A 22,901-nucleotide genomic window follows, 5' to 3' on the forward strand; every position below is an offset into this window, starting at 1 on the left:
TCACGCCGCGCGGGCGCGAAATTTCTGTTCTTTTTCCAACCATGCATCCGCAAAGCGAAGCACGTCGGTTTCCGTTGTTTCCAGCCCCAGCGAAACGCGGATCGCGCTGCCTGCGGTGATGTCGTCATATCCCATCGCGCCCAGCACCCGGCTCGCCTTGGCCTTGCCACTGGAACATGCGGAACCGGCGCTGATGGCAAAACCGGCCAGGTCCATCTGCATGACCTGGGTCTCGCCTTTCCAACCGGGGCTGGAGAAACACAAAGTGTTCGGAAGTCTTGCCGCGCCTATTCCGACAAAAATAGTATTCTTTGCCGTGGCCACAAGGGCATTTTCTAGAATATTTCTAAATTCATCGACACGTGCCCATGCGCCATCCGCAACATCGCGCGCCGCCGCTTCGACCGCGGCCCCGAACCCGGCGATTCCGATGACATTTTCGGTGCCGGACCGCCGCCCCATCTCCTGCCCGCCACCCCGAATCTGTGCAGCCAGTTCGGTGCCCCGGCGGATCACGAGCGCGCCGACCCCCTTTGGCCCGCCCAGCTTGTGGGCCGAGATCAGCGCCATCTGCGCCCCTATCTCGTCGAAGGAAACCGGGATTTTGCCGAACGCCTGCGTCGCGTCCACCACCGCGAGCCCGTCCGGCAGGGCTTGCAGCACCCCGGTCTCGGAATTCGCGAGTTGCAACACGGACGCCGATGGCGCGGGCACAGCCACCTGGCCCGATTCGGCAACCGCCAGAGTGTCATCGACCCATGCGGCCACTGCGTCATGCTCGATCGCCGCCCCGTGCAGGTCGCGCCCCTTGCACGCCAGCGCTGCCGCCTCGGTCGCACCGGACGTGAAAACGATATCGTGCCCTTCCGCCCCGAAGGCGCGCGCGATCTGCGCGCGTCCCCGCTCGATCAGAGCCTTGGCTGCGCGCCCTTCGGCATGTACGCTCGACGGGTTTCCGACCACATCCATGGCCGCAATCATTGCCGCCCGTGCCTCGGCGCGCAGCGGTATGGTCGCATTATGATCGAGGTAGATCCGGGTCATTCATCAACCACGTCAAACAGGCTTGGCACAGCCGGGCATGGCGCCAGATCGTTGCGCACCACGTCCGACAGGCGTGTCTGGTGCAAAAACACGTAGACATGCGCACTCATGCTTTCCCAAAGCCGGTTGGTCAGCGATTGCGCGCGGCTACCCGAAGAGGCGCCCGACGCCCCGGCCCCCTTGTGCATCGCGTCGACCGTTTCATCCACCGCCCCCAGCACATCGACAACACGGATTTCAGTTGACGGTTTGGCCAGACGATATCCGCCGCCCGGACCGCGTACCGATTGCACGAGTTCGGCGCGGCGCAGCTTGACGAACAACTGCTCAAGATATGGCAGCGAAATATTCTGGCGCTGCGAAATATCCCCCAGCGTCACAAGCGCATCCTCGGGTTGCAGCGCGATATCGACAAGCGCGGCCATTGCATACCTGCCTTTGGTCGATAGTTTCATTCTCACTCTCCCCGCGAGGCCAACATTTGCGCGAAATCATTGACGTTTGCGCGCCCAATGCGTATGTGCCCACACACACGAGGCAACGCTCGCGCGCCCAATTAGAACCGTTCTAAGGTGGCCTAGCGAATTCGTCAAGAATTTCGCTGCACCTGAGCAGAAACAGACAGGACTTACCGCCCAATGCCCGAGGTCATCTTTCCCGGACCCGATGGCCGCCTTGAAGGCCGTTACCACCCCCAAAAGGAGAAGGACGCGCCAATCGCCATCGTGCTGCATCCACATCCGCAATTTGGCGGGACGATGAACAACAAGGTTGTCTATAACCTGCACTATGCCTTCTATAACATGGGCTTTACGGTTCTGCGCTTTAATTTCCGCGGGGTCGGGCGCAGCCAGGGCGAATACGATCAGGGAATCGGCGAATTGTCGGATGCGGCAAGCGCGCTGGATTATCTGCAATCGATGAACAACAACTCCAAGCATTGCTGGGTCGCGGGTTTCTCCTTTGGCGCATGGATCGGGATGCAGCTGTTGATGCGCCGCCCGGAAATCACCGGCTTCATCAGCGTCTCGCCGCCCGCGAACATGTATGATTTCTCGTTTCTGGCCCCCTGCCCGTCCTCGGGTCTCATCATCAACGGCAGCTCCGATCGTGTCGCGCCACCTGCGGACACCGTATCGCTCGTGAACAAGCTGCACGAGCAAAAGGGAATCACGATCACGCATCAGGAAATCGAGGGCGCGGATCATTTCTTTCAGGAGCCGCACATGGACACCATGATCGGCAATGTCAGCGATTACGTGAAGCGCAGGCTGACGGAAACCTCGCGCTGAGCGCGCATTGCGATGAGTACCCTGGAAACCATAGCCGCCAAGCTTGCAGACGACACGCTCGAGGCGATGCGGATCACCGGCGATAACCGACTCTATGTCGAGATCGGCGAACTGATCGGGGCCTCGTCGCAGACACTGGAAGAGACATACCTGACGGCGATCCGGGTCCGCCTCGCCGAACAGGCGGCCCGCAGGCTGCTGAATGGCAGGGTCGCCGCCGCCAGGCAAACCGCATCCGGAAAAGTTCAGGGATGAGCGAGCGGCTGGACGCGCAGATCGCATTCCTGCGCGAGGCGGACAAGCTGAAATCCGTCCTGCGCGCCTCTCGGCTGATTGACGGTTCGCGCCGCGAAAATTCGGCTGAGCACAGCTGGCACATCATGCTCTATGCTCTGGTGCTCTCGGATCAGGCCGGCCCGGACGTCGACATCAACCGGGTCCTGCGGATGTTGCTGCTGCACGATATTGTCGAGATCGACGCTGGTGATGCCCCCATCCACGGGGATGTCGACCATGAAGCGATGGCTGCCAGGGAAGCGGCCGCCGCCGACCGCCTGTTCGGTTTGCTGCCAGACGATCAGGCCGTGCAATTTCGCGCATTGTGGAATGAATTCGAAGCCGCCACGACACCGGATGCCATCTTTGCCAAGAGCATCGACCGCCTGCAAACGCCGATCGCAAATCTCGTTTCCGGTGGCGACAGCTGGGTCGATTACAACGTGACACTGGAGCAACTGGAACAGCGGGTAGGTGTTCCGGTCAGACGTGGCCTGCCGCGGGTATGGGACTGGCTCCTGCCCCAGCTGCGTGCCTTCTTTGCCCGAAACATCTGAGCCGTCACCGTTCTCCTGCGCCGATGAAACGCATTGATGCGCCTTCAGGCATCCATTGAAAGCCCCTTGCCGAGACCCGTGCGAAACTCCACACTCGCCCCGACGACTCATGCCCGACCTTGAAAACCGTTTGTTGAAAATTTCTCTGTCAGACGAAGAAGGATCAAGTGTCGCTCCGAATCCGCGACAAAATCTGTATACCATGGCATACAGGACTTTAAGATGCTGTCGGGATCAGTTATATCGCCCCTGAATTTGACCCAAAGGCTCGAAAGGCAGACCCTATGGCAGACCTCTCCGACATCGATATTGTCTATACAACCGTTGACGAAGCGCCCGAACTGGCGAGCGCGTCGCTGCTTCCGATCGTGCGCTTTTTCGCCAAAGCCGCCGATATCACGGTCGATACCCGCGACATCTCGCTGGCCGGCCGGATCATCGCGGCGTTTCCGGACTACCTGACCGACGCGCAGAAACAGGACGATGACCTTGCCGCACTGGGCGAATGGGTGAAAACCCCCGACGCCAATGTGATCAAGCTGCCGAACATCTCGGCATCAGTTCCGCAACTGGTCGCGGCGATCAAGGAGTTGCAGGGCAAGGGCTATGCTCTGCCCGACTATCCCGGAGAACCCGCCACCGACGAGGAGAAAGACGTTCGGGCGCGCTATGACGCGATCAAGGGCTCTGCGGTGAACCCCGTCCTGCGCGAAGGCAACTCTGACCGTCGTGCGGCCAAGGCGGTCAAGAACTATGCCAAGGCCAACCCGCACCGCATGGGCGCGTGGAGCGCGGACAGCAAGACGCATGTCGCGTCGATGCCCGCAGATGATTTTTATGCCAACGAAACCTCCACGACCATTAGCGCGGATCAGGCCGGTGCCGCCAGGATCGTATTGACCGCAGCGGATGGCAGCGAGACCGTTCTGAAAGAGGGCGTTCAACTCGCCGAAGGGACCGTGGTTGACGCGACATTCATGTCGGCCTCTGCGTTGCGCAGTTTCCTGAAGGATGAAATCTCCGACATGGAGCCGGGCGTTCTGTTCTCGTTGCATATGAAGGCAACGATGATGAAAGTCTCCGACCCGATCATCTTTGGGCACGCGGTTTCGGTCTATCTCGAAGAGTTCTTTGCCAGGCATGGCGACACGCTCGATGCGTTGGGCGTGAACCCGAATTCCGGAATCGGCGATATCGAAGCCCGCATCGCCGACGATGAAACACTGAAAGCCGATCTCGCGGCGGCGCTCAAGGCGCAACCGCCGATGTACATGGTCAATTCCGACAAGGGCATCACCAACCTTCACGTGCCCTCGGACGTGATCATCGACGCGTCGATGCCTGCGGTGATCCGCGCCGGCGGCAAGTGCTGGGGACCGGACGGCAAGGAGGCCGACACCAAATGTGTCATCCCAGATCGTTGCTATGCGTCCGTCTATGACGAGACAATCAATTATTTCAAGGAAACCGGCGCACTGGACGTGGCGACGTCGGGCACGGTGCAGAATGTCGGCCTGATGGCGCAGAAGGCCGAGGAATACGGCTCGCACCCCACGACATTCGAAATCCCCGTGGCGGGCACCGTCCGCATGATCGCGGCAAATGGCGACGTGCTGCACACGCACGAGGTCGAGGCGGGCGACATCTGGCGCTCGTCCAGCGCGAAACAGGCTCCGATCGAGGATTGGGTGCAGCTTGCCATCGACCGTCAGGCAGCGACCGGCGCACAGGCGATCTTCTGGCTGGATGCAAACCGGGCACATGACGCGGTGCTGATCGACAAGGTCAAGGCGATCCTCGACGCCAAGGGCGTTGCCGACAAGTTCCAGATCCTCGCCCCGCGCGAGGCCACCCGCCTCACGCTGGAAACGATCCGCAAGGGCGAAGACAGCATCGCGATCACCGGCAACGTGCTGCGCGACTATCTGACCGACCTGTTCCCGATCCTGGAGCTTGGCACCTCGGCCAAGATGCTTTCGATCGTCAAACTGATGCAGGGTGGCGGGCTGTTTGAAACCGGTGCCGGCGGCTCGGCGCCCAAACACGTTCAACAGTTGCTGGAGGAAAATCACCTTCGCTGGGACAGCCTGGGCGAGTTCTGTGCCCTGGGCGAAAGCATTTCCTTCCTCGCCGAACGCAAGAACAATGCCAAGGCGGCGGTGCTCGGCAAGGCGGTCGATGCCGCGACACAGGGTATTCTGGATAACGACCGCAGCCCCAGCCGCAAGGTTGGCCAGCCCGACAACCGCGACAGCCATTACTGGTTCGCGCGGTATTGGGCAGAAGCACTCGCGGCACAGACCGAGGATGCCGACCTCGCCGCCCGGTTTGCACCGGTCGCTCAGGCGCTGGCCGATGGCGAAGCGGCAATCGTATCGGAATTCGCCGCGGTGCAGGGACAGGCGGCGGATATCGGCGGCTATTACAAGGCGGTTCCCGACAAGCTGAACGCCGTCATGCGCCCAAGTGCCACCCTGAACGGCATCATCGGCTAAACAGGACATTGCGCGCGCCCGGAACGTCGCGGCGCGCGCATCACGATCGACTGACCGGTTCAAAGCTGATCCGCTCAGATGCAGGCCACTTCGCCCTCAAACCCCTGCTGACATCCCGGACTGGCCGGGTTGGGGACTCGGTTCAATCGCGCGTCTGACGCTTCGATCTGCCGTTCGCGCGCCGCAACCTCCGTCGCCCCGGCGTTGCGGGCCGATCCGCGTTCGGCGAGGTCCGGGCTGGCCTTGCCACAGGCGCTGACACGCCCGACCAGCACGCAGATCGCCACCGTTTCACGCATCGGCCCCGGCGGGATCAGATGAATTGGAACACGATATCCGCTTCATCCAGCAGGACGTCCGACAGGACAATATCGACGGTCCCGAGCGTTATCATGGTGTCTCCCCTGCCAGACGCAACCTCCAGTTCGGATGCGCTGGCACCGCGCAGTTCGATCCGGATCACATCCTCGCTCGCAGAGAATCCGCCGATCGTGTCCCGCCCCCTGTTGCCGTTGACAAAGACGAACGTATCGCGCCCGGCGCCACCGGACATCACATCGCTGCCGCCTCCGCCTATGAGCACATCATCACCGCCACCTCCGAACAACCGGTCATTGCCGCCACCGCCGCCCATGATATCGCGACCGGCCTCGCCAAACAGCCGATCCGCGCCCGCGCCGCCGCTCATGCCGTCATTGCCGGCGCCCCCTTTCAACAGATCGTCACCGGTACCACCGCGCAGGGTGTCATGACCGGCCCGGCCATACAGCCTGTCCGCCCCTTCGTCGCCCCGCAGAATGTCGTTGCCCGCGCGCCCGTCGATCTCGTCATCACCGGCCAGCCCGAGTATCCGGTCAGCACCCGCCAGCCCGCCAAGATTGTCATCGCCCCCGGTGCCGGCAAGATGCGCCCGCGGTTGCGAGACGTGAAAGAAGGCCAGTTGAAGTGGGTTCCCGTCCATCGCACCCTGGTCGGTGTAGGCCAGCGCGATGGTCCCGTCCGGCAATTCCGCAAGCGACGGCATGCCCTGTGCCCCGGCGTCGGAGAACCCGACCGTGATCTCGTCACCTTGCGGACGGCCATTCTCGTCAAAGAGCAGGAGCTCGATGTTCCTTGCCGCCCCGGACGCATCCGGAACGACCATTGCCAGAGCGAGACCGCCCCCTGACAAGGCCAGCATGTCGAATTCGCCATGCTCGCTGTCAAAGCGCATCTCGCGCGGGATCGGAGCCGCGGCGAATTCCTGCACCGCTTGCGCCGAAAACAGCTTGAGATTGATGACCGATGTGCCGCGCCCCCGCTCTTCGACATAGGCGAGCGCAAATCCGCCACCGCCGAGCGCCGCGAGTTCAAGGCTGTTTTCCGCGATATCCCGCCCGGGCGTGGCGTTAACGTAAAACGTCAGCGGATCGTAAACCCCGACAAAACCGTCCGGACCTTCAAAGCGGCTATCGCTCAGCACGAGCCGGATATGATGCGTATCAGAGCCGTCCGGCATCGCGAACTGCGCAGCACTCAAAATATTGCCGCTACTGAGTTGCACCATGTCGTCGACGTCAACGGTCAGGCGCGCTCGCAGCAATCCGCCCGTATCGTAGATATATGTCCCGTAATTCGATCCGGCGGGAGCCGCCGACGCGGGCTCGGTCAGGATCACCGCAAAGCGATTGCCGCTGAGTTCCACCATGCGATGCAGCACCTGCATCTCGGTCGGCTGTCCGGATATCCCCGAGGGCGTGTCCGCCACCACATCAATAGCGAAACCGGTGATCGCGGATCCGTCGGGCTGATAGAACTTGACGAACACGTCCTGATCCGTGGGCTGGTCGCCATATTGCGCGGTGTGGGTGAACCCGACCGCAAAGCTGCCATCGGACAGAACAAGCACCTGCGGCCTGTCCTGCACGAAGATGGACGAGCTGTTGACTTGCACAATCTCGCCGAGCGGAACTCCGTCGCTGTCCAGGACGCGCATGAAAACGGCGCCATCCGTGTCCTCGAACCGATCCGTGGATCGGCGCAGGACTTCCGACCAGACCATGACGAGGTTGCCATTGGGCAGAACGGCAATCTCGGGGTCGGTGCCCCCTGCTCCGTACCCGGCAGACGCAATCGTTACCACCGCACCCCGTTGTCTCAATTCCATCTTTCGCAGCCTCTCAAAGCTCTTCACGCCGACTTGCCGGCCCGACACGTGGCCAGGACCGGCATCTGGACCCGGGACGGCTCCATCGGTCAGTTGGTTTCACCACATACAGACCAATCTGTTGATCATGTATCAACACCGCCAGAGAGCACAGATTCCCGCATGGATTCAACCGTGGCGATAGGTCATTGTCACGTCGTGCAAGCCGGTCTAGACGCGATGGGAAAGAGCCTCGCAAAATCAGGGTATCGTGATGCCAATCCACTATCTCTATCTGTTCATGGCCATCGTCGCCGAGACCATCGGCACCACCGCGTTGCAGGCCAGCCAGCAGTTCAGCCGCATCGGCCCGTCGATCATCGTGGTGATCAGCTATGGCGCGGCCTTTTATCTTCTGGCACTGGCGTTGCGATTCATGCCGGTCGGTGTCGCCTATGCGATCTGGTCCGGCCTTGGCATCGTGTTGATCGCGCTGATCGGGCTGGTGATGTTCGGACAAAAACTCGACCTCGCGGCCATGGCGGGCCTTGCCCTGATCATCGCCGGTATCGTGATCATCCAGCTGTTTTCGAATACGGCCAGCCACTGAACCATACGTAAATCACGGATTTACTCTGGCCATTGTCGGCGTGTCGCGCTATGCGCGCGGCAATTCCCGTACAAAGGCTGACCTCATGGACCTGCGCAATATCGCAATCATCGCTCACGTGGACCACGGCAAGACCACGCTGGTGGACGAACTGCTGAAACAATCCGGCACCTACCGGGACAACCAGGCCACCACCGAACGGGCCATGGACAGCAACGACCTTGAACGCGAGCGCGGGATCACCATCCTGGCCAAGGCCACCTCGGTCGAGTGGAAAGGCACCCGGATCAACATCGTCGACACCCCCGGCCACGCCGATTTCGGTGGCGAGGTCGAACGCATCCTGTCGATGGTGGATGGTGTCGTGCTGCTGGTCGATGCCGCCGAAGGCCCGATGCCCCAGACCAAGTTCGTGACGTCCAAGGCGCTCGCGCTCGGCCTGCGCCCCATCGTGGTTCTGAACAAGGTCGACAAACCCGACGCCGAACCCGACCGCGCGCTGGACGAATGTTTCGACCTGTTCGCCAATCTCGGCGCCGATGACGATCAGCTCGATTTCCCGTCGATGTATGCCTCTGGCCGGTCCGGCTGGGCGGATATGGAACTGGACGGACCGCGCAAGGACCTGGCCGCGCTGTTCGACCTGATCGTCGATCATGTCCCCGCCCCGGCGCAGATTTCGCGCAAGGACGAACCGTTCCGCATGCTCGCCACCACATTGGGCAGCGATCCTTTCATCGGCCGCATCCTGACCGGCCGCGTCGAAAGCGGAACGCTCAAGGCCGGTGAGACGGTCAAGGCGCTGAGCCGTGACGGCGCGTTGATCGAGAATTTCCGCTGCACCAAGATCCTGGCCTTTCGCGGACTGAGCCAGCAGGCCATCGAAACCGCCGAGGCCGGTGATATCGTCTCGCTCGCGGGCATGTCCAAGGCCACCGTGGCCGACAGCATCGTCGCCCCCTCGGTGGACGACGCGCTGCCCGCACAGCCGATCGATCCGCCGACCATCACCGTGACCTTCGGCATCAACGACAGCCCGCTTGCCGGTCGTGACGGCAAAAAGGTGCAGTCCCGCGTGATCCGCGAGCGGCTGCTGAAAGAGGCCGAAAGCAACGTCGCGATCAAGATCAGCGACACCCCCGGCGGCGAGGCATTCGAAGTTGCGGGCCGTGGCGAATTGCAGATGGGCGTCTTGATCGAAAACATGCGCCGGGAAGGGTTCGAACTCTCGATTTCTCGCCCGCAGGTTCTGTTCCGCGACATCGACGGACAGCGCATGGAGCCGATCGAAGAGGCCACCATCGACGTCGACGACGAATATTCCGGCGCGGTGATCGAAAAGATCACCGGCGCGCGCAGGGGCGAGCTGGTCGAGATGAAGCCGGCCGGCGCGGGCAAGACCCGTATCATCGCGCATGTGCCGTCGCGCGGGCTGATCGGCTATCACGGCGAATTCCTGACAGATACGCGGGGCACCGGTGTGCTGAACCGGGTGTTCCACGGCTGGGCGCCGCACAAGGGCGCGATTCCGGGCCGCCGCGCCGGGGTTCTGATCTCGATGGAGAAAGGCCAGTCCGTCGCCTATGCCCTCTGGAACCTCGAAGAGCGCGGACGCATGTTCATCGGCGCACAGGCCGAGGTGTATCAGGGCATGATCATCGGCGAGCACAGCCGCGAGAATGACCTTGAGGTCAACCCGCTCAAGGGCAAGAAGCTGACCAACGTGCGTGCGAGCGGAACCGACGAGGCCGTGCGCCTGACCACGCCGATCACCATGTCGCTGGAAGAGGCCATCGCCTATATCGACGACGATGAACTGGTCGAGGTCACACCCAACGCGATCCGCCTGCGCAAGCGGCATCTCGACCCGCACGAGCGCAAACGCGCCGCCAAGGCCGCCGGTTGACGCCACCGGCAATCTGACAAGAAACAGGCCGGGCATATCTGCCCGGCCTGTTGTGATGTAACGAACGCGTTTGGCGGATCAGTCGCTGGTTTCCACAACCATCAGCTCGCGCTCGGAAGCGCCGCGTGCGTGGTCAAGTGCCGCCTGATATTCGGGCGAATTGTAGCAGTCCACCGCCGCCTCGACCGACGGGAACCGCGCCACGACGTTGCGCGGGCGCTCCTTGCCCTCAAGCTGAACGAAACGCCCGCCGCGCGCGACGAACTCGCCCCCATGGCTGGCGATGGCCGGCCCGGCAAGCTCGGCGTATTTTCCATAGGCGTCGGCATCCGTCACCGTCACATGTGCAATCCAGAGTGCGCCCATCCTATCCTCCGATAACTTTTTCCGCCGCGGCGATCGCCGCATCCGCATTAGCCGCATCCCGGCCGCCGCCCTGCGCCATGTCGGGGCGTCCGCCGCCCCCCTTGCCGCCCAGTTCCTGTACCGCGGCCCTGACCAGATCGACCGCCGACAGCCGGTCCGTCAGATCGCCCGTGACGCCCGCCGCAACCGCGGCCTTGCCCCCCGCATCCGCGATCAGCAACACCGCACCGCTGCCGATGCGGGCCTTGTGCTCATCAATGAGGGCCGGAAGATCCTTGCCGGTCACACCGCTCAGAACCTGCGCCACCAGCGGAACACCGTTGACCTGCCGCGCTTCGGGTGCGGCCTGACCGCCGCCGGCCATGGCGAGTTCCCGGCGCAGTTGCGCCACCTCGTTGGACAGGGCCTTGCGCTCGTCCATCAGAGCACGCACGCGATCGGGCACGTCGGCGGCCTGCGCCTTGAGGGCACCCGCAATCTCCGAAAGCCGCTGGTCCTGTTCACGCAGATAGCGAAACGCCTCGGCCCCGGTCAGCGCCTCGATCCGGCGCACGCCCGCGCTTGATGCAGAATCGCCGAGGGTCACGAACACCCCGATGTCACCGGTCTGGCGCACATGGGTGCCGCCGCAGAGTTCGATCGAGTAGGTGGCGCCATTGCCGCCCTTGCCCGACTGCGGGTCAAGCCCCATCGAAACCACGCGCACCTCGTCGCCGTATTTCTCGCCGAACAGGGCCTGCGCGCCGATCTCGCGGGCGTCATCCGGGGTCATGATACGGGTCTCGACCGGGGCATTCTGACGAATATAGCTGTTCACCTCGTCCTGCACCTGTTGCAGTTCTTCGGCGCTCAGTGGCTTGGTATGGCTGAAATCGAACCGCAAACGATCTTCTGCGTTCAGAGAGCCGCGCTGCGCCACGTGATCGCCCAACGCGCGGCGCAATGCTTCGTGCAGCAGGTGGGTTGCCGAATGGTTGGCGCGGATCGACGTCCGGCGCGCGTGATCAACCGTCAGGGCGGCGGCCTCGCCAACCTTTACATAGCCTTCGACCACCGTTGCAAAATGCACGAACACGCCCGCGGTCTTGCGGGTGTCCGTGATCTGCGCGACGCCGCTCTCGGTGCGTATTTCTCCGGTATCGCCAACCTGGCCTCCGCTTTCCGCGTAAAACGGCGACTGGTTCAGCGCGATCTGAACCTCCTGCCCCTTCCCGGCCTGGGTGACGGTTGCGCCATCCTGCACCAGCGCCACGATTTGCCCCTCTGCGGTCTCGGTATCGTATCCGAGGAAGTCGGTGGTGCCATGCTGATCCGCAACATCGAACCAGACGGTTGCATCCGCCGCCTCGCCGCTGCCCGACCAGGCGGCCCGCGCCTTGGCCTTCTGTTCGGCCATCTCGGCATCAAAGCCTTCGGTATCCACGCCCCTGTCCATCTCGCGCAGGGCATCCTGTGTCAGATCGAGCGGGAAACCGTAGGTATCGTAGAGCTTGAACGCTGCCTTCCCGGGAAGCATCGCGCCATCCGGCAGTTTGGCAACTTCGTCATCCAGCAGCTTGAGACCGCGATCAAGGGTCTGCTTGAACCGGGTTTCCTCGAGTTTCAGGGTTTCTTCGATCAGGGGTTGCGCCCGGCCAAGCTCGGGATAGGCGGCGCCCATCTGTTGCACCAGAGCGGGCACCAGACGGTACATCAGCGGGTCCTTGACACCGAGCAGATGCGCATGCCGCATCGCGCGCCGCATGATCCGGCGCAGCACGTAGCCCCGCCCGTCATTGGACGGCATCACCCCGTCCGCCATCAGGAACGATGTCGAGCGCAGGTGATCCGCGATGACCCGATGATGCATCTTGCCCGGCCCGTCGGGGTCGGTATGGCTGGCATCCGCGCTGGCCTCGATCAGGCTGCGCATCAGGTCGGTGGCGTAATTGTCGTTCGTGCCCTGCAACAGCGCCGCCACCCGTTCGATTCCCATGCCGGTATCGATCGACTGGGCATCAAGCTCGCGGCGGCTGCCATCCTCGAACTGCTCGTACTGCATGAAGACGAGGTTCCAGATTTCGACAAACCGGTCGCCATCCTCTTCGGGACTCCCCGGAGGGCCACCCCAGTACTGCTCACCGTGGTCATAGAAAATCTCGGTACAGGGGCCACAGGGTCCTGTGGGCCCCATCTGCCAGAAATTGTCGTTGGTGGGGATCCGGATGATCCGGTCATCCGGCAGGCCGGCAACCTTTTTCCAGATCTCCGCCGCTTCGTCATCGGTGTGATAGACCGTGACCAGCAGGCGGGATTTGTCGATCGCCAGATCCCTTGTGATCAACTCCCAGGCAAAATGGATCGCATCGGATTTGAAGTAGTCGCCAAAGCTGAAATTGCCCAGCATCTCGAAAAACGTATGGTGACGCGCGGTATAGCCCACATTGTCCAGATCGTTGTGCTTGCCACCGGCACGCACGCATTTCTGCGCCGTCGTGGCCCGCTTGTAATCGCGATGTTCGACCCCGGTGAACAGGTTCTTGAACTGGACCATGCCGGAATTCGCGAACATCAGGGTCGGATCGTTGCGCGGCACCAACGGGCTGCTTTCCACAACCTCATGACCTTGCTTGGCAAAATAGCTCAGAAAGGTGGAGCGAATGTCATTCAACGTGGGCATGGTCAAGCTTTCGGCGGTTCTGGTCTGGCAACTCAAATAGCCGCAAGCCCAGCCACTGTCCACCGCCGCCATGTGCCATCCGGCAACAAGAAAAGGCGCGCCCATCGGCACGCCCCGAATTTTCTCACGCTCACACGTTCAGGAGCCGAGCTACCGCGCCCGCACACCCCGGTTCGCAAAAAGCGATCACGCCTCGAGCACATCCTCGTCGCTGGCGTCGCCGGGTTTGGGCATATCGAAATCCAGCCCATGTGCCGCTCTGATCTTGTCCTCGATCTCATAGGCGATATGAGGATTGTCACGCAGGTATTGCTTGGCGTTCTCACGCCCCTGCCCGATACGTTCGTCGCCGTAACTCATCCAGGCACCGGACTTGTCCACGACACCGGCCTTGACGCCAAGGTCGAGCAATTCGCCCATCTTTGAAATGCCTTCGCCATACATGATGTCGAATTCAACCTGCTTGAACGGCGGCGCGACCTTGTTCTTGACGATCTTGACCCGCGTGGTGTTGCCGACAATCTCGTCGCGATCCTTGACCGATCCTGTACGGCGAATGTCCAGCCGCACCGAGCTGTAGAATTTGAGCGCGTTGCCACCCGATGTGGTTTCCGGGCTCCCGAACATCACGCCGATCTTCATGCGGATCTGGTTGATGAAGATAACCATGCAATTGCTGCGCGAAATCGAGCCTGTCAACTTGCGCATGGCCTGGCTCATCAGGCGGGCCTGCACTCCGACGCTGCTGTCGCCCATGTCACCTTCAAGTTCGGATTTCGGCGTCAGGGCGGCAACCGAGTCCACAACCACGACGTTCACGGCCCCCGACCGCACCAACGTATCGGTGATCTCAAGCGCCTGTTCCCCGGTATCGGGCTGGCTGATCAGCAACTCGTCGATATCAACGCCGAGCTTGCGGGCATATTGAGGATCAAGCGCGTGTTCGGCATCGACGAACGCACAGACCCCACCGCGCTTCTGCTGTTCCGCGACACAGTGCAGCGCGAGAGTCGTCTTGCCCGAGCTTTCCGGCCCGTAGATTTCGATGATGCGGCCCATCGGCAAACCGCCGATCCCAAGCGCGATATCAAGCCCGAGAGAACCCGTGGAACTGGCTTCAATCTGCTGAATGGCGCCCTCGGCCCCCAGCTTCATGATCGAGCCCTTTCCGAACTGCCGCTCGATCTGGGCAAGGGCGCTGTCCAGCGCCTTTTGCTTGTCCGCGTTCTTCTTGCTGCTCATGGTCAATAGATCCGCCATAGTCCTGTTTCCCTGTCTTATTGTCACACCCGCGGACGGGCGGCAATCGCTGCTTTGTTCACCTCTTGTTCCAGATAGGATCAAAAAGAGAACATTTCAATCGGAATTTTTCCCGCTTCCACTGTTTCCCAAAGGTATTAAAGAGTAGTTTACCCACTAATTTCGTCGCCCACCCCCGGAGATATTCCAGGTAAATGCTTGTTTTTCATAAAGAACGCCTCGCGTTTCTCGCCATTCCGAAAACAGGCACCACGGCCTATCACGCTGCGTTGTCGCAACGTGCCGACATCGTTGTTTCGCACCCGACCGGGCTGAAACACGCCTCGGTCAATCGTTACGGCCGGTTCTTCAAGCCGATGTTCGCCAATGTGGGCGGCGCCGAAATGGAACTTCTCGCGGTCATGCGCGAGCCGATCAGCTGGCTGGGAAGCTGGTACAGGTACAGGCAACGCGACTATCTACGCGATACCGAACGCAGCACGCGCGGGATGAGTTTCGACGAATTCGTGCTCGCCTACATGCGGGGTAACCGGCCCGCCTTTGCCGCGGTCGGTAGCCAGGCCAAATTTCTCAGGGCCCATCCCAACGGTACCGCGATCACGCATCTTTTCCGATATGAGGAACTGCCGCGTCTCGACAGGTTTCTCGAGGAGCGACTAGGTATTGAAATTCAATTGACGCGCGAGAATGTTTCGCCCGAAATGGCCCTGGACCTGTCGCCCGAGGTCGAGCGCAAATACCGCCGCAAATGCCACGAAGAGTTCCAGCTCTACGAGAGTATCGGCTGACCTCTTCGCCGTCAGTGCAATTGCTGATGCACGGTTTCGGTGAGTTGGTTGAGCGAGAACGGTTTCGGCAGAAAGACCGAGTTCGGCACTGCCGGCTGCGCATCTCCGAACGCGCCCTCGGCATATCCCGACACGAAAACCACCCGCACATTCGGGCGGGTTTTCAATGCTTCGCGCACCCAGCTCGGCCCGTCCATGCCCGGCATCACGACATCGGTCACAAAGACATTCACGTTCAGATCCGGATCTTCGAGCGTCTTCAGCGCGTCCTCTGCCGATTCCGCCTCGAGCACGGTATAGCCCCGCAGCCTGAGCGCGCGGGACGCAAAGGCGCGAACCGGTGCTTCGTCCTCGACCAGCAGTATCACACCCTCACCCTGCTTGGCGGTGGGTTTCGGCGCGGGCCTCGCCACCTCCGGCTTCGCTTCGGCTTCGGCCTCGTATACCGGGAAGAACAGCGTGAATACGGTGCCGTTTCCGACGGTGCTGTCAACAAAGATGAACCCACCAGTCTGCTTGACGATCCCGTAGGCTGTCGACAGGCCCAGCCCGGTGCCCTCGCCTGTCCGCTTGGTCGTGTAGAACGGTTCGAACACCTTTTGCAGCCGGTCCGGTGGGATTCCCACCCCTTCATCGCCCACCTTGACGGTCACGTAAGATCCCGGCGGCACCGTCGCCCGATCGCGCGTCAGCGGCGTCTTGAGCGTGGTGATCTCCGTCTCGATCCGGATTTCACCGCCGGTGGGCATGGCGTCGCGGGCGTTCACCACGAGGTTCATCAGCACCTGTTCCAATTGTCGCTTGTCGGCCCTGATCGGGCTGAGCACCGGGTCGTGGCTGAGTGTCAGCGCCACTTTCTCGCCAACCAGCCGGTTCAGCAGATGCGTCAGATCCGACAGCGTTTCGCGCAGATCAAGCACCTCGGGGCGCAGCGTTTGCTTGCGCGAGAACGCCAGCAACTGACTGACAAGCGCCGCCGCGCGGTTGGCGTTCTGGTTGATCTGCACCAGGTCGCCATAATCCTGATCCCCCTGGTCATGCCGCAACAGCAACAGATCGCAATGCCCGGAAATTGCCGTCAGCAGATTGTTGAAATCATGCGCGACGCCGCCCGCCAACTGGCCGATGGCCTGCATCTTCTGGCTCTGCACGAACTGCGCTTCGAGCGTTTTCAATTCGGTCGCATCATTCAGAACGGCGATCAGCATCGTTTCACCGTTCTCCGTGACGCGGCTCAGAGTGACCTGCAAAAAGACCTCTCTGTCCTTGCGGCTCACGCGGAGGAACTCGGAAATCTTCTGCGCCTGCCCCGACACCGTTTCCTGCAACCAGTCGGAAATCGGTCGGCCCAGCCCCTCCATCGTCTGTCCGAGCATCAGCCCTTCGGCGCTGTCATTGCCGAGCAGCGCGGCCGCCATCTGGTTCACCAGCACGATACGCCCATCGGTGGCGATCTTGATCATCGGCACCGGCAGGGTTTCGAACACGATGTCATGCCCGGCATTCCCGGCCGTGTCCGCGGGCAGGAAATAGAGTTCGCGCCGACCGGCAAAGCCGTCATTCTCGGCCACCATGACGGCAATCGGGCCATCCTTGGCGCTCAGCCGGTTGACGCTGCCGGGTTTGACCGGAAGCTCGGCAAACAGCCGATCCAGCGACTTGACACGCTTGCCCACCAGATCGAGCGCCGCGTCATTCATATACAGCACCGCCCCGGAACGCCCGGTTGTTATCATCGGCACCGGCAATGTCTCGCCGCGCCCGGCGTTGGTCGCGCGCGCCGGCATGTCTTCGAGCCGCCAGAGAAAGCCGGTCTCCCCGACCTGATGCACCGACAGGCGAATGTGCCCGCGGCGCGTCACGAGGTCTTCGTGCGCGGCGCCCTCCAGCCGCGCACGGCATTGCAATCGGTAGAGCACGGCAGACGGGTTGGCGAACATGATCCGAAGCGTCCTCGCAAGCGTATCGCTCTCGGTATCCGAGAACCGCGTTCTGGCGGCGGTATTGCACAACCGGATCGAACCGTCCTCATCCGTCACGAAACCGGGCGCGGCATCCCGTTCGATCACCGCCGCAAGGGCCTGACTTTCGGCATCGGCGGAACTGCGCTGCGTGATGTTGCGGGCCGAAAAGATAATCGAGACCACCAGCAACGTCGCCGCGCCCGCGAGCATGCTGTGTGACAGGACGCCAGGCGGCATCACGAAAAACCCGATCGCCCCCAGGGCACAGGCCAGCCCGGCAACGATACCGAGACGCACGCTGCTGGGAAAATGCGCCTCCAGAAAGGAGTAGAAAGACAAGTCGCGGATGTTCTTCAAACGACGACTCCCAAACCTGTGTTCGTCCGCGCTACTGTCGTAGGCCAGACGTTAACCGATGATTAACGTGCGAACTTTACCGTATAGGTTGTCTATCCACCTGAAACATCCCGCGTCAAGTGTGCCGTGAAAAAGCCGTCGGTCCCGTCCAGCATTGTCCACTGTCGCTGAACAGCGCGCTTCCAGCCGGCATTTTGTTGCAGAAAACGCTCGATCTGGTCGTCGTTTTCGTCACGCAGCACCGAGCATGTGGCATAAGCCAGCACACCGTCATCCGCCACAAGGCGCGAAGCGGTCTGCAGAATACCCGCCTGAACCTCGCCAAGCCGTTGCAGCGCCGCCTCGTTCAGTCGCCATTTGCCCTCGGGCGAACGCCGCCATGCGCCGCTTCCGGAGCACGGGACGTCACACAGGACAATGTCAAACGGCGCAACCTGTTCCACATCGTCACCCGAAATCAGGTTGACATGCACCCCCGCCCGTTCGGCGCGTGCCGGCAGGTCAGCCATGCGATCCGGAGCGGCGTCGTGGGCGAAGAGCTTGAGGCGCGCCCGCGCGGCCATCGCCAGCGACTTGCCCCCGCCCCCGGCACAGAAATCGAGCACCCGCATCCCGTCGCGCAGGAGCAGCATCTCGACCACGGCCTGGCTTGCCGCGTCCTGCAATTCAACCATCCCCGCGCGGTAGGCCGCCGACTGCCGCAAGCGTCGGGCTCCATCGGTGATTTCAAGCGCACTTCGCGCCGCCGGATGGGCGATCGTCGTGATCCCGTCGCGCAGAAGGCTTTGCTGTGCATCGGAGATCCCGGCCTTGCCGTGGTTCACCCTGAGATGCACGGGCGCGCGGGATTGCAACACACGCGCACAGTCTTCGCTCTGCGCGCCCAGGCTGTTCCGGAAGCGTGGCCAGAGCCAGTCCGGGATATCCAGCGCCTCGGGGCCCGCAGATAGCGCGGTTCCCGCCTCGCGCTCTTGGTCGTCCGGCACGGCAGGGGCGTAATTTGCGCCGGTGAACACCGTGTCCGGATCGATACCGGCATGTCGCAGCGCGCCCAGCATCAGTCCGCGACCGGTCTGCGCGCCGCCGAGCGCCGCGAAAGATCGCCGGCAGCGCAGGGCATCGAACACATGATCGCGCACGGCCGCGCGATCCTTGGACCCGGCATAACGGCTGCGGCGCGACCAGCCGGTCAGCGCCTGCTCCGCCGGTTTGCCCGCCTCGATCTCGTCAAGAATCTCGATCGCCGCCTGTACCCGCGCCGCAGGTGTCATTGCCTTGCCCCCGTCGCCGCGGCAGCAGCCACAGAATGATCGATACCGTGTCGTCCCACTGCCCAGTCCTGTCTACGTCGCCCCGACCTGCCAAAAGCACAGCGGGAACGTGCCGCCTCAACCAATCCGGTAGTTGGGAGACTCACGCGTGATCTGCACGTCATGCACGTGGCTTTCCTTGAGACCCGCGCCGGTTATCTTGACGAAGCTGCAGTTCTTTCGCATCTCGTCCACCGTCGCGCATCCGGTATAGCCCATCGCGGCACGCAACCCGCCAACCAACTGGTGAATGACCGTTCCGGCGCTGCCCTTGTAGGGAACCTGGCCTTCGATGCCTTCGGGCACCAGCTTGTCGCTGGCGGCGTCCTTCTGGAAATACCGGTCCGCCGATCCGCGCGCCATCGCGCCGAGCGAGCCCATGCCGCGATAGCTCTTGAAGCTGCGCCCCTGATAGAGAATGACCTCGCCGGGGGACTCGTCTGTCCCGGCAATCATGCTGCCCACCATCGCGCAGGAGGCCCCGGCCGCAATGGCCTTGGCGAAATCGCCCGAGAACTTGATGCCGCCATCGGCAATCACCGGCACATCCCCGGCCCCTGCGGCACAGTCCATGATCGCGGTCAATTGCGGCACGCCGACGCCCGCCACCATGCGCGTGGTACAGATGCTGCCCGGTCCGATCCCGACCTTGATTGCATCCGCCCCTGCCCCGATCAGCGCCCGCGTCGCCTCGGCGGTTGCGACGTTGCCGGCGACGATCTGCACCTCGTTGGACAGCTTCTTGGCGCGCTCGACCGCATGTGCCACGCCCTCTGAATGGCCATGCGCGGTGTCGATCACCACCATGTCCACCCCCGCATCCACGAGCGCCTCGGCGCGTTCAAAACCAGCATCTCCGACGGTGCTTGCCGCTGCGACGCGCAAACGCCCCAGATGATCCTTGCAGGCCGTCGGGTTCAGCACCGCCTGCTCGGTATCCTTGAGCGTCAGCAGGCCGGTCAGCTTGCCCTCGGCATTCGTCACCAGCAGCTTTTCGATGCGGCGCGCCTTCATCAGGCTGATCGCTTCGTCACGATCCGCCGGTTCCTGCAGGATCGCGAGGTTGTTCGAGGTCATCATCACCCGCACCGGCGTGCTGTCGTCGGTGGCAAAACGCATGTCCCGATTGGTGACAATGCCGACCACGCGCCCCGACTCGTCCACCACCGGAAAGCCGGTCACGCTGTAGCGCTCCTGCAGGGCCTTGGCATCCGCCAGCGTCTGATCCGCACGCAGCGTGATCGGATTGTAGACGATGCCGCTCTCGAACCGTTTGACCCGCCGCACTTCCTCGGCCTGTTCCGCGATCGACAGGTTGCGATGCACCACCCCCATGCCGCCCGCCTGCGCCATGGCAATCGCCATGCGCGCCTCGGTCACGGTGTCCATCGCGCTGGACAGCAGCGGAATGTTCATCCGGATGCTCCGCGTCACGTGGGTCACGGTGCTCGCCGTCGAAGGCAACACGTTGCTGGCCGCGGGAACCAGCAGAACATCATCGAAGGTGAGAGCCTCGCGAATCTCCATCGTCTTTCTCCGTGGATATCTCGTTTGGCGCTTCCCTATGGCACGGTTGGATGATGGGGGAAAGGGTTCATACAGCATATTGTGACGTATCCCGCGCATTTTGCACGCGCCACATGGCATGACAGCCCGGCGCGCAAGAGCGATGACGCTGGCGCATCAGAAATTGCCGTTACCCGCGTTTCGCTTTACACAGCCCCGGCTATGGTGACCCAAGTCGACACACAAGGTGGAACAGAGGCATGCAAACCGACCCTCTCGTGATCTTCACGCCTTCGGGCAAACGCGGCCGTTTCCCCGTGGGCACGCCGATTCTGACCGCCGCGCGCCAACTTGGCGTTGACCTCGACAGCGTGTGCGGCGGGCGCGGCATCTGCAGCAAGTGCCAGATCACCCCGAGCTATGGCGAATTCCCAAAGCACGGCGTCCGCGTTGCCGCCGATGCGCTGACCGAATGGAATGCGGTCGAAGAACGCTACAGGTCCAAGCGTGGCATGATCGACGGGCGCCGTCTGGGATGCCAGGCACAGGTCCGTGGCGATGTGGTGATCGACGTGCCACCCGAAAGCCAGGTCCACAAACAGGTGGTGCGCAAGCGGGCCGAGGCCCGCGACATCGTTCTCGACCCGAGCGTCAAACTCTTTTACGTCGAGGTCGCGGAACCGGACATGCATGATCCCACCGGCGATCTCGAACGCCTGCGCAACGCCATACGCGAGCAATGGGACGTGACCGATCTGCAGATCGACCTGGCGACACTGCAAACCCTGCAACCGGTGCTGCGCAAGGGCGACTGGAAAGTGACCTGCGCGGTGCATCTCGGATCGCGTGCCTATCGGCCGCGTATCATGCAGGTCTGGCCGGGCTTTCACGACGCCCCCGTCTATGGTCTTGCGGTCGACCTCGGCTCCACCACCATCGCGGCGCATCTGTGCAACATGCAGACCGGTGACGTCGTGGCCTCATCGGGGATCATGAACCCGCAGATCCGCTTTGGCGAGGACCTGATGAGCCGGGTCAGCTATTCGATGATGAACACCGGCGGCGCGGCGGAAATGACTGCGGCGGTGCGGGCCGGGATGAACACGCTGTTCGATCAGATCGCAACCGAGGCCGGGATCGACAAGACCGAAATCATGGATGCGGTGTTCGTGTGCAACCCGGTGATGCACCACCTGTTCCTGGGGATCGACCCGTTCGAACTGGGACAGGCACCGTTCGCTCTGGCGACCTCGGACGCGCTCAACCTGACGGCGGCCGAGATGGATTTGAAACTGCATCCGAGCGCGCGCATCTACCTGCTGCCCTGCATCGCCGGCCATGTCGGCGCCGATGCCGCCGCGGTGGCCCTGTCCGAAGCGCCCGACAAATCCGAAGACCTCGTTCTGGTGGTCGATGTGGGCACAAATGCCGAGATCCTGCTGGGCAACAAGGATAAGGTCCTGGCCTGTTCCTCGCCCACCGGACCGGCCTTTGAAGGGGCGCAGATTTCCTCGGGCCAGCGGGCCGCGCCCGGTGCCATCGAGCGGGTCGAGATCGACCCGGTGACCAAGGCGCCGCGCTTTCGCGTGATCGGCAGCGATGTCTGGTCGGACGAAGACGGGTTCGCCGATGCCATCGCCACCACCGGCATTACCGGCATCTGCGGCTCGGGCATTATCGAACTGGTCGCCGAAATGCGCATGGCGGGTCTCGTGGATGCGCCAGGGCTGATCGGATCGCCCGAACAGACAGGCAGCGACCGCTGCATTCTGGATGGGCGCACCTATTCCTATCTCGTCTGGGATGGCACCGCAGATGGCGGACCGCGCATCACCGTGACCAACCGGGACATTCGCGAGATCCAGATGGCCAAGGCGGCGCTCTATTCCGGTGCCCGGCTGCTGATGGACAAGTTCGAGGTCGACCAGGTTGACCGGATCGTCCTGGCCGGTGCGTTCGGAGCCCATATCAGCCCGAAACACGCGATGGTTCTGGGCATGATCCCCGATGCGCCGCTCGACAAGGTCAGTTCGGCGGGCAACGCGGCCGGCACCGGGGCGCGGATCGCTTTGCTCAACCGCAAGGCACGCGACGAGATCGAACAGACCGTGCGCGCCATCCACAAGATCGAAACAGCAATCGAGCCGCGCTTTCAGGAGCATTTCGTGAATGCCTCGAACATCCCGAACGCGATCGAACCCTATCCGATCCTCAACAGCATCGTGACGCTGCCCGATGTCAACTTCAATCAGGGTGGACGGGAAACCCAGACGCGCGAACGACGGCGGCGGCGCAAGTGAAACACCTGCGCCCGCGACCTCTCGGGTCGGGTATCCCCCACTTGTCAGCGCGCGCGGAACCGGCATGCTGGAGGTCCTGATCCAGT

General features: G+C 62.4%; 18 protein-coding genes. 8 read left to right on the forward strand and 10 right to left on the reverse strand.

Translation table 11 applies throughout. From position 1 onward, the window contains the following. Both AB9K34_RS22850 and AB9K34_RS22855 read right to left on the reverse strand, forming a co-directional pair. Positions 1–1,044 carry a cysteine desulfurase family protein gene (locus tag AB9K34_RS22850; protein ID WP_369956970.1) on the reverse strand — a complete coding sequence of 348 codons (1,044 nt, stop codon included), beginning with the start codon at positions 1,042–1,044 and terminating at the stop codon, positions 1–3. Next, positions 1,041–1,499 carry an Rrf2 family transcriptional regulator gene (locus tag AB9K34_RS22855; RefSeq protein WP_369956971.1) on the reverse strand — a complete coding sequence of 153 codons (459 nt, stop codon included), beginning with the start codon at positions 1,497–1,499 and terminating at the stop codon, positions 1,041–1,043. The genes AB9K34_RS22850 and AB9K34_RS22855 overlap by 4 nt, the downstream gene beginning before the upstream one ends. Positions 1,500–1,682: 183 nt before the next feature. On the opposite strand from AB9K34_RS22855, the gene AB9K34_RS22860 reads away from it, so the two are divergent. The 4 genes from AB9K34_RS22860 (at position 1,683) to AB9K34_RS22875 (ending at position 5,664) form a co-directional block, all read left to right on the forward strand. Then, on the forward strand, positions 1,683–2,336 hold the full coding sequence (locus AB9K34_RS22860; RefSeq protein ID WP_369956973.1) for an alpha/beta hydrolase: 654 nt from the start codon (positions 1,683–1,685) through the stop codon (positions 2,334–2,336). 12 nt (positions 2,337–2,348) lie between these two features. Beyond that, entirely contained in the window at positions 2,349–2,591 is a 243-nt protein-coding gene (locus AB9K34_RS22865; RefSeq protein WP_369956974.1) for a hypothetical protein, read from the forward strand. Beyond that, positions 2,588–3,169 (forward strand): HD family hydrolase, encoded by a 582-nt coding sequence (locus tag AB9K34_RS22870; RefSeq protein ID WP_369956975.1) that lies wholly within the window; start codon positions 2,588–2,590, stop codon positions 3,167–3,169. Before AB9K34_RS22865 ends, AB9K34_RS22870 begins: the two co-directional genes overlap by 4 nt. 284 nt (positions 3,170–3,453) lie before the next feature. Continuing rightward, positions 3,454–5,664 carry an NADP-dependent isocitrate dehydrogenase gene (locus tag AB9K34_RS22875; protein ID WP_369956976.1) on the forward strand — a complete coding sequence of 737 codons (2,211 nt, stop codon included), beginning with the start codon at positions 3,454–3,456 and terminating at the stop codon, positions 5,662–5,664. 74 nt (positions 5,665–5,738) lie between these two features. On the opposite strand, the gene AB9K34_RS22880 is transcribed toward AB9K34_RS22875, so the two are convergent. Together AB9K34_RS22880 and AB9K34_RS22885 are read right to left on the reverse strand one after the other, a co-directional pair. Beyond that, positions 5,739–5,963 carry a hypothetical protein gene (locus tag AB9K34_RS22880; RefSeq protein ID WP_369956977.1) on the reverse strand — a complete coding sequence of 75 codons (225 nt, stop codon included), beginning with the start codon at positions 5,961–5,963 and terminating at the stop codon, positions 5,739–5,741. 14 nt (positions 5,964–5,977) lie between these two features. Next, positions 5,978–7,810 carry a calcium-binding protein gene (locus AB9K34_RS22885; protein WP_369956979.1) on the reverse strand — a complete coding sequence of 611 codons (1,833 nt, stop codon included), beginning with the start codon at positions 7,808–7,810 and terminating at the stop codon, positions 5,978–5,980. Positions 7,811–8,063: 253 nt separating this feature from the next. Between AB9K34_RS22885 and AB9K34_RS22890 the strand changes: the two genes are divergently transcribed. Both AB9K34_RS22890 and typA read left to right on the forward strand, forming a co-directional pair. Continuing rightward, positions 8,064–8,399: a multidrug efflux SMR transporter gene (locus AB9K34_RS22890; protein ID WP_369956980.1), complete on the forward strand. Its 336-nt coding sequence runs from the start codon at positions 8,064–8,066 to the stop codon at positions 8,397–8,399. Between the two features lie 85 nt (positions 8,400–8,484). Next, the gene (typA, locus tag AB9K34_RS22895; RefSeq protein WP_369956981.1) at positions 8,485–10,305 is read left to right on the forward strand and encodes a translational GTPase TypA; all 1,821 of its coding nucleotides are present in this window, start codon (positions 8,485–8,487) and stop codon (positions 10,303–10,305) included. A gap of 78 nt (positions 10,306–10,383) precedes the next feature. On the opposite strand, the gene AB9K34_RS22900 is transcribed toward typA, so the two are convergent. From AB9K34_RS22900 to recA, 3 genes are all read right to left on the reverse strand, one after another. Next, entirely contained in the window at positions 10,384–10,671 is a 288-nt protein-coding gene (locus AB9K34_RS22900; RefSeq protein WP_369956982.1) for a DUF1330 domain-containing protein, read from the reverse strand. 1 nt (position 10,672) lies between these two features. Next, entirely contained in the window at positions 10,673–13,330 is a 2,658-nt protein-coding gene (gene alaS / locus AB9K34_RS22905) for an alanine--tRNA ligase (protein WP_369957119.1), read from the reverse strand. A 186-nt stretch (positions 13,331–13,516) separates the two neighbouring features. Further along, positions 13,517–14,590, reverse strand: a complete 1,074-nt coding sequence (gene recA / locus AB9K34_RS22910) for a recombinase RecA (protein WP_369956983.1) — start codon at positions 14,588–14,590, stop codon at positions 13,517–13,519. 194 nt (positions 14,591–14,784) lie between these two features. Between recA and AB9K34_RS22915 the strand changes: the two genes are divergently transcribed. Beyond that, positions 14,785–15,378 (forward strand): gamma-glutamyl kinase, encoded by a 594-nt coding sequence (locus AB9K34_RS22915; protein WP_369956984.1) that lies wholly within the window; start codon positions 14,785–14,787, stop codon positions 15,376–15,378. A gap of 11 nt (positions 15,379–15,389) precedes the next feature. Here the strand turns inward: AB9K34_RS22915 and AB9K34_RS22920 are convergent, their stop codons facing one another. The 3 genes from AB9K34_RS22920 to guaB form a co-directional block, all read right to left on the reverse strand. Then, positions 15,390–17,579, reverse strand: a complete 2,190-nt coding sequence (locus tag AB9K34_RS22920) for an ATP-binding protein (protein WP_369957120.1) — start codon at positions 17,577–17,579, stop codon at positions 15,390–15,392. 212 nt (positions 17,580–17,791) lie between these two features. Beyond that, positions 17,792–18,970 (reverse strand): RsmB/NOP family class I SAM-dependent RNA methyltransferase, encoded by a 1,179-nt coding sequence (locus AB9K34_RS22925; RefSeq protein WP_369956985.1) that lies wholly within the window; start codon positions 18,968–18,970, stop codon positions 17,792–17,794. Between the two features lie 117 nt (positions 18,971–19,087). Beyond that, the gene (gene guaB / locus AB9K34_RS22930) at positions 19,088–20,536 is read right to left on the reverse strand and encodes an IMP dehydrogenase (RefSeq protein WP_369956986.1); all 1,449 of its coding nucleotides are present in this window, start codon (positions 20,534–20,536) and stop codon (positions 19,088–19,090) included. A 239-nt stretch (positions 20,537–20,775) separates the two neighbouring features. Here guaB and AB9K34_RS22935 point away from each other — a divergent pair, with 239 nt between their 5' ends. Continuing rightward, positions 20,776–22,815 (forward strand): ASKHA domain-containing protein, encoded by a 2,040-nt coding sequence (locus AB9K34_RS22935; RefSeq protein ID WP_369956987.1) that lies wholly within the window; start codon positions 20,776–20,778, stop codon positions 22,813–22,815. Positions 22,816–22,901 lie beyond the last annotated feature (86 nt).

It is taken from the genome of Sedimentitalea sp. XS_ASV28 (genome assembly GCF_041224545.1).
Taxonomy (GTDB): domain Bacteria; phylum Pseudomonadota; class Alphaproteobacteria; order Rhodobacterales; family Rhodobacteraceae; genus Sedimentitalea.

Coding starts and splice junctions, on each gene's coding strand:
- AB9K34_RS22915 (WP_369956984.1), top strand. CDS start 14,785: ATGCTTGTTTTTCATAAAGAACGCCTCGCGTTTCTCGCCATTCCGAAA.
- alaS (WP_369957119.1), bottom strand. CDS start 13,330: ATGCCCACGTTGAATGACATTCGCTCCACCTTTCTGAGCTATTTTGCC.
- AB9K34_RS22920 (WP_369957120.1), bottom strand. CDS start 17,579: ATGCCGCCTGGCGTCCTGTCACACAGCATGCTCGCGGGCGCGGCGACG.
- AB9K34_RS22860 (WP_369956973.1), top strand. CDS start 1,683: ATGCCCGAGGTCATCTTTCCCGGACCCGATGGCCGCCTTGAAGGCCGT.
- recA (WP_369956983.1), bottom strand. CDS start 14,590: ATGGCGGATCTATTGACCATGAGCAGCAAGAAGAACGCGGACAAGCAA.
- AB9K34_RS22870 (WP_369956975.1), top strand. CDS start 2,588: ATGAGCGAGCGGCTGGACGCGCAGATCGCATTCCTGCGCGAGGCGGAC.
- AB9K34_RS22925 (WP_369956985.1), bottom strand. CDS start 18,970: ATGACACCTGCGGCGCGGGTACAGGCGGCGATCGAGATTCTTGACGAG.
- AB9K34_RS22890 (WP_369956980.1), top strand. CDS start 8,064: ATGCCAATCCACTATCTCTATCTGTTCATGGCCATCGTCGCCGAGACC.
- AB9K34_RS22885 (WP_369956979.1), bottom strand. CDS start 7,810: ATGGAATTGAGACAACGGGGTGCGGTGGTAACGATTGCGTCTGCCGGG.
- AB9K34_RS22850 (WP_369956970.1), bottom strand. CDS start 1,044: ATGACCCGGATCTACCTCGATCATAATGCGACCATACCGCTGCGCGCC.
- guaB (WP_369956986.1), bottom strand. CDS start 20,536: ATGGAGATTCGCGAGGCTCTCACCTTCGATGATGTTCTGCTGGTTCCC.
- typA (WP_369956981.1), top strand. CDS start 8,485: ATGGACCTGCGCAATATCGCAATCATCGCTCACGTGGACCACGGCAAG.
- AB9K34_RS22875 (WP_369956976.1), top strand. CDS start 3,454: ATGGCAGACCTCTCCGACATCGATATTGTCTATACAACCGTTGACGAA.
- AB9K34_RS22935 (WP_369956987.1), top strand. CDS start 20,776: ATGCAAACCGACCCTCTCGTGATCTTCACGCCTTCGGGCAAACGCGGC.
- AB9K34_RS22880 (WP_369956977.1), bottom strand. CDS start 5,963: ATGCGTGAAACGGTGGCGATCTGCGTGCTGGTCGGGCGTGTCAGCGCC.
- AB9K34_RS22900 (WP_369956982.1), bottom strand. CDS start 10,671: ATGGGCGCACTCTGGATTGCACATGTGACGGTGACGGATGCCGACGCC.
- AB9K34_RS22865 (WP_369956974.1), top strand. CDS start 2,349: ATGAGTACCCTGGAAACCATAGCCGCCAAGCTTGCAGACGACACGCTC.
- AB9K34_RS22855 (WP_369956971.1), bottom strand. CDS start 1,499: ATGAAACTATCGACCAAAGGCAGGTATGCAATGGCCGCGCTTGTCGAT.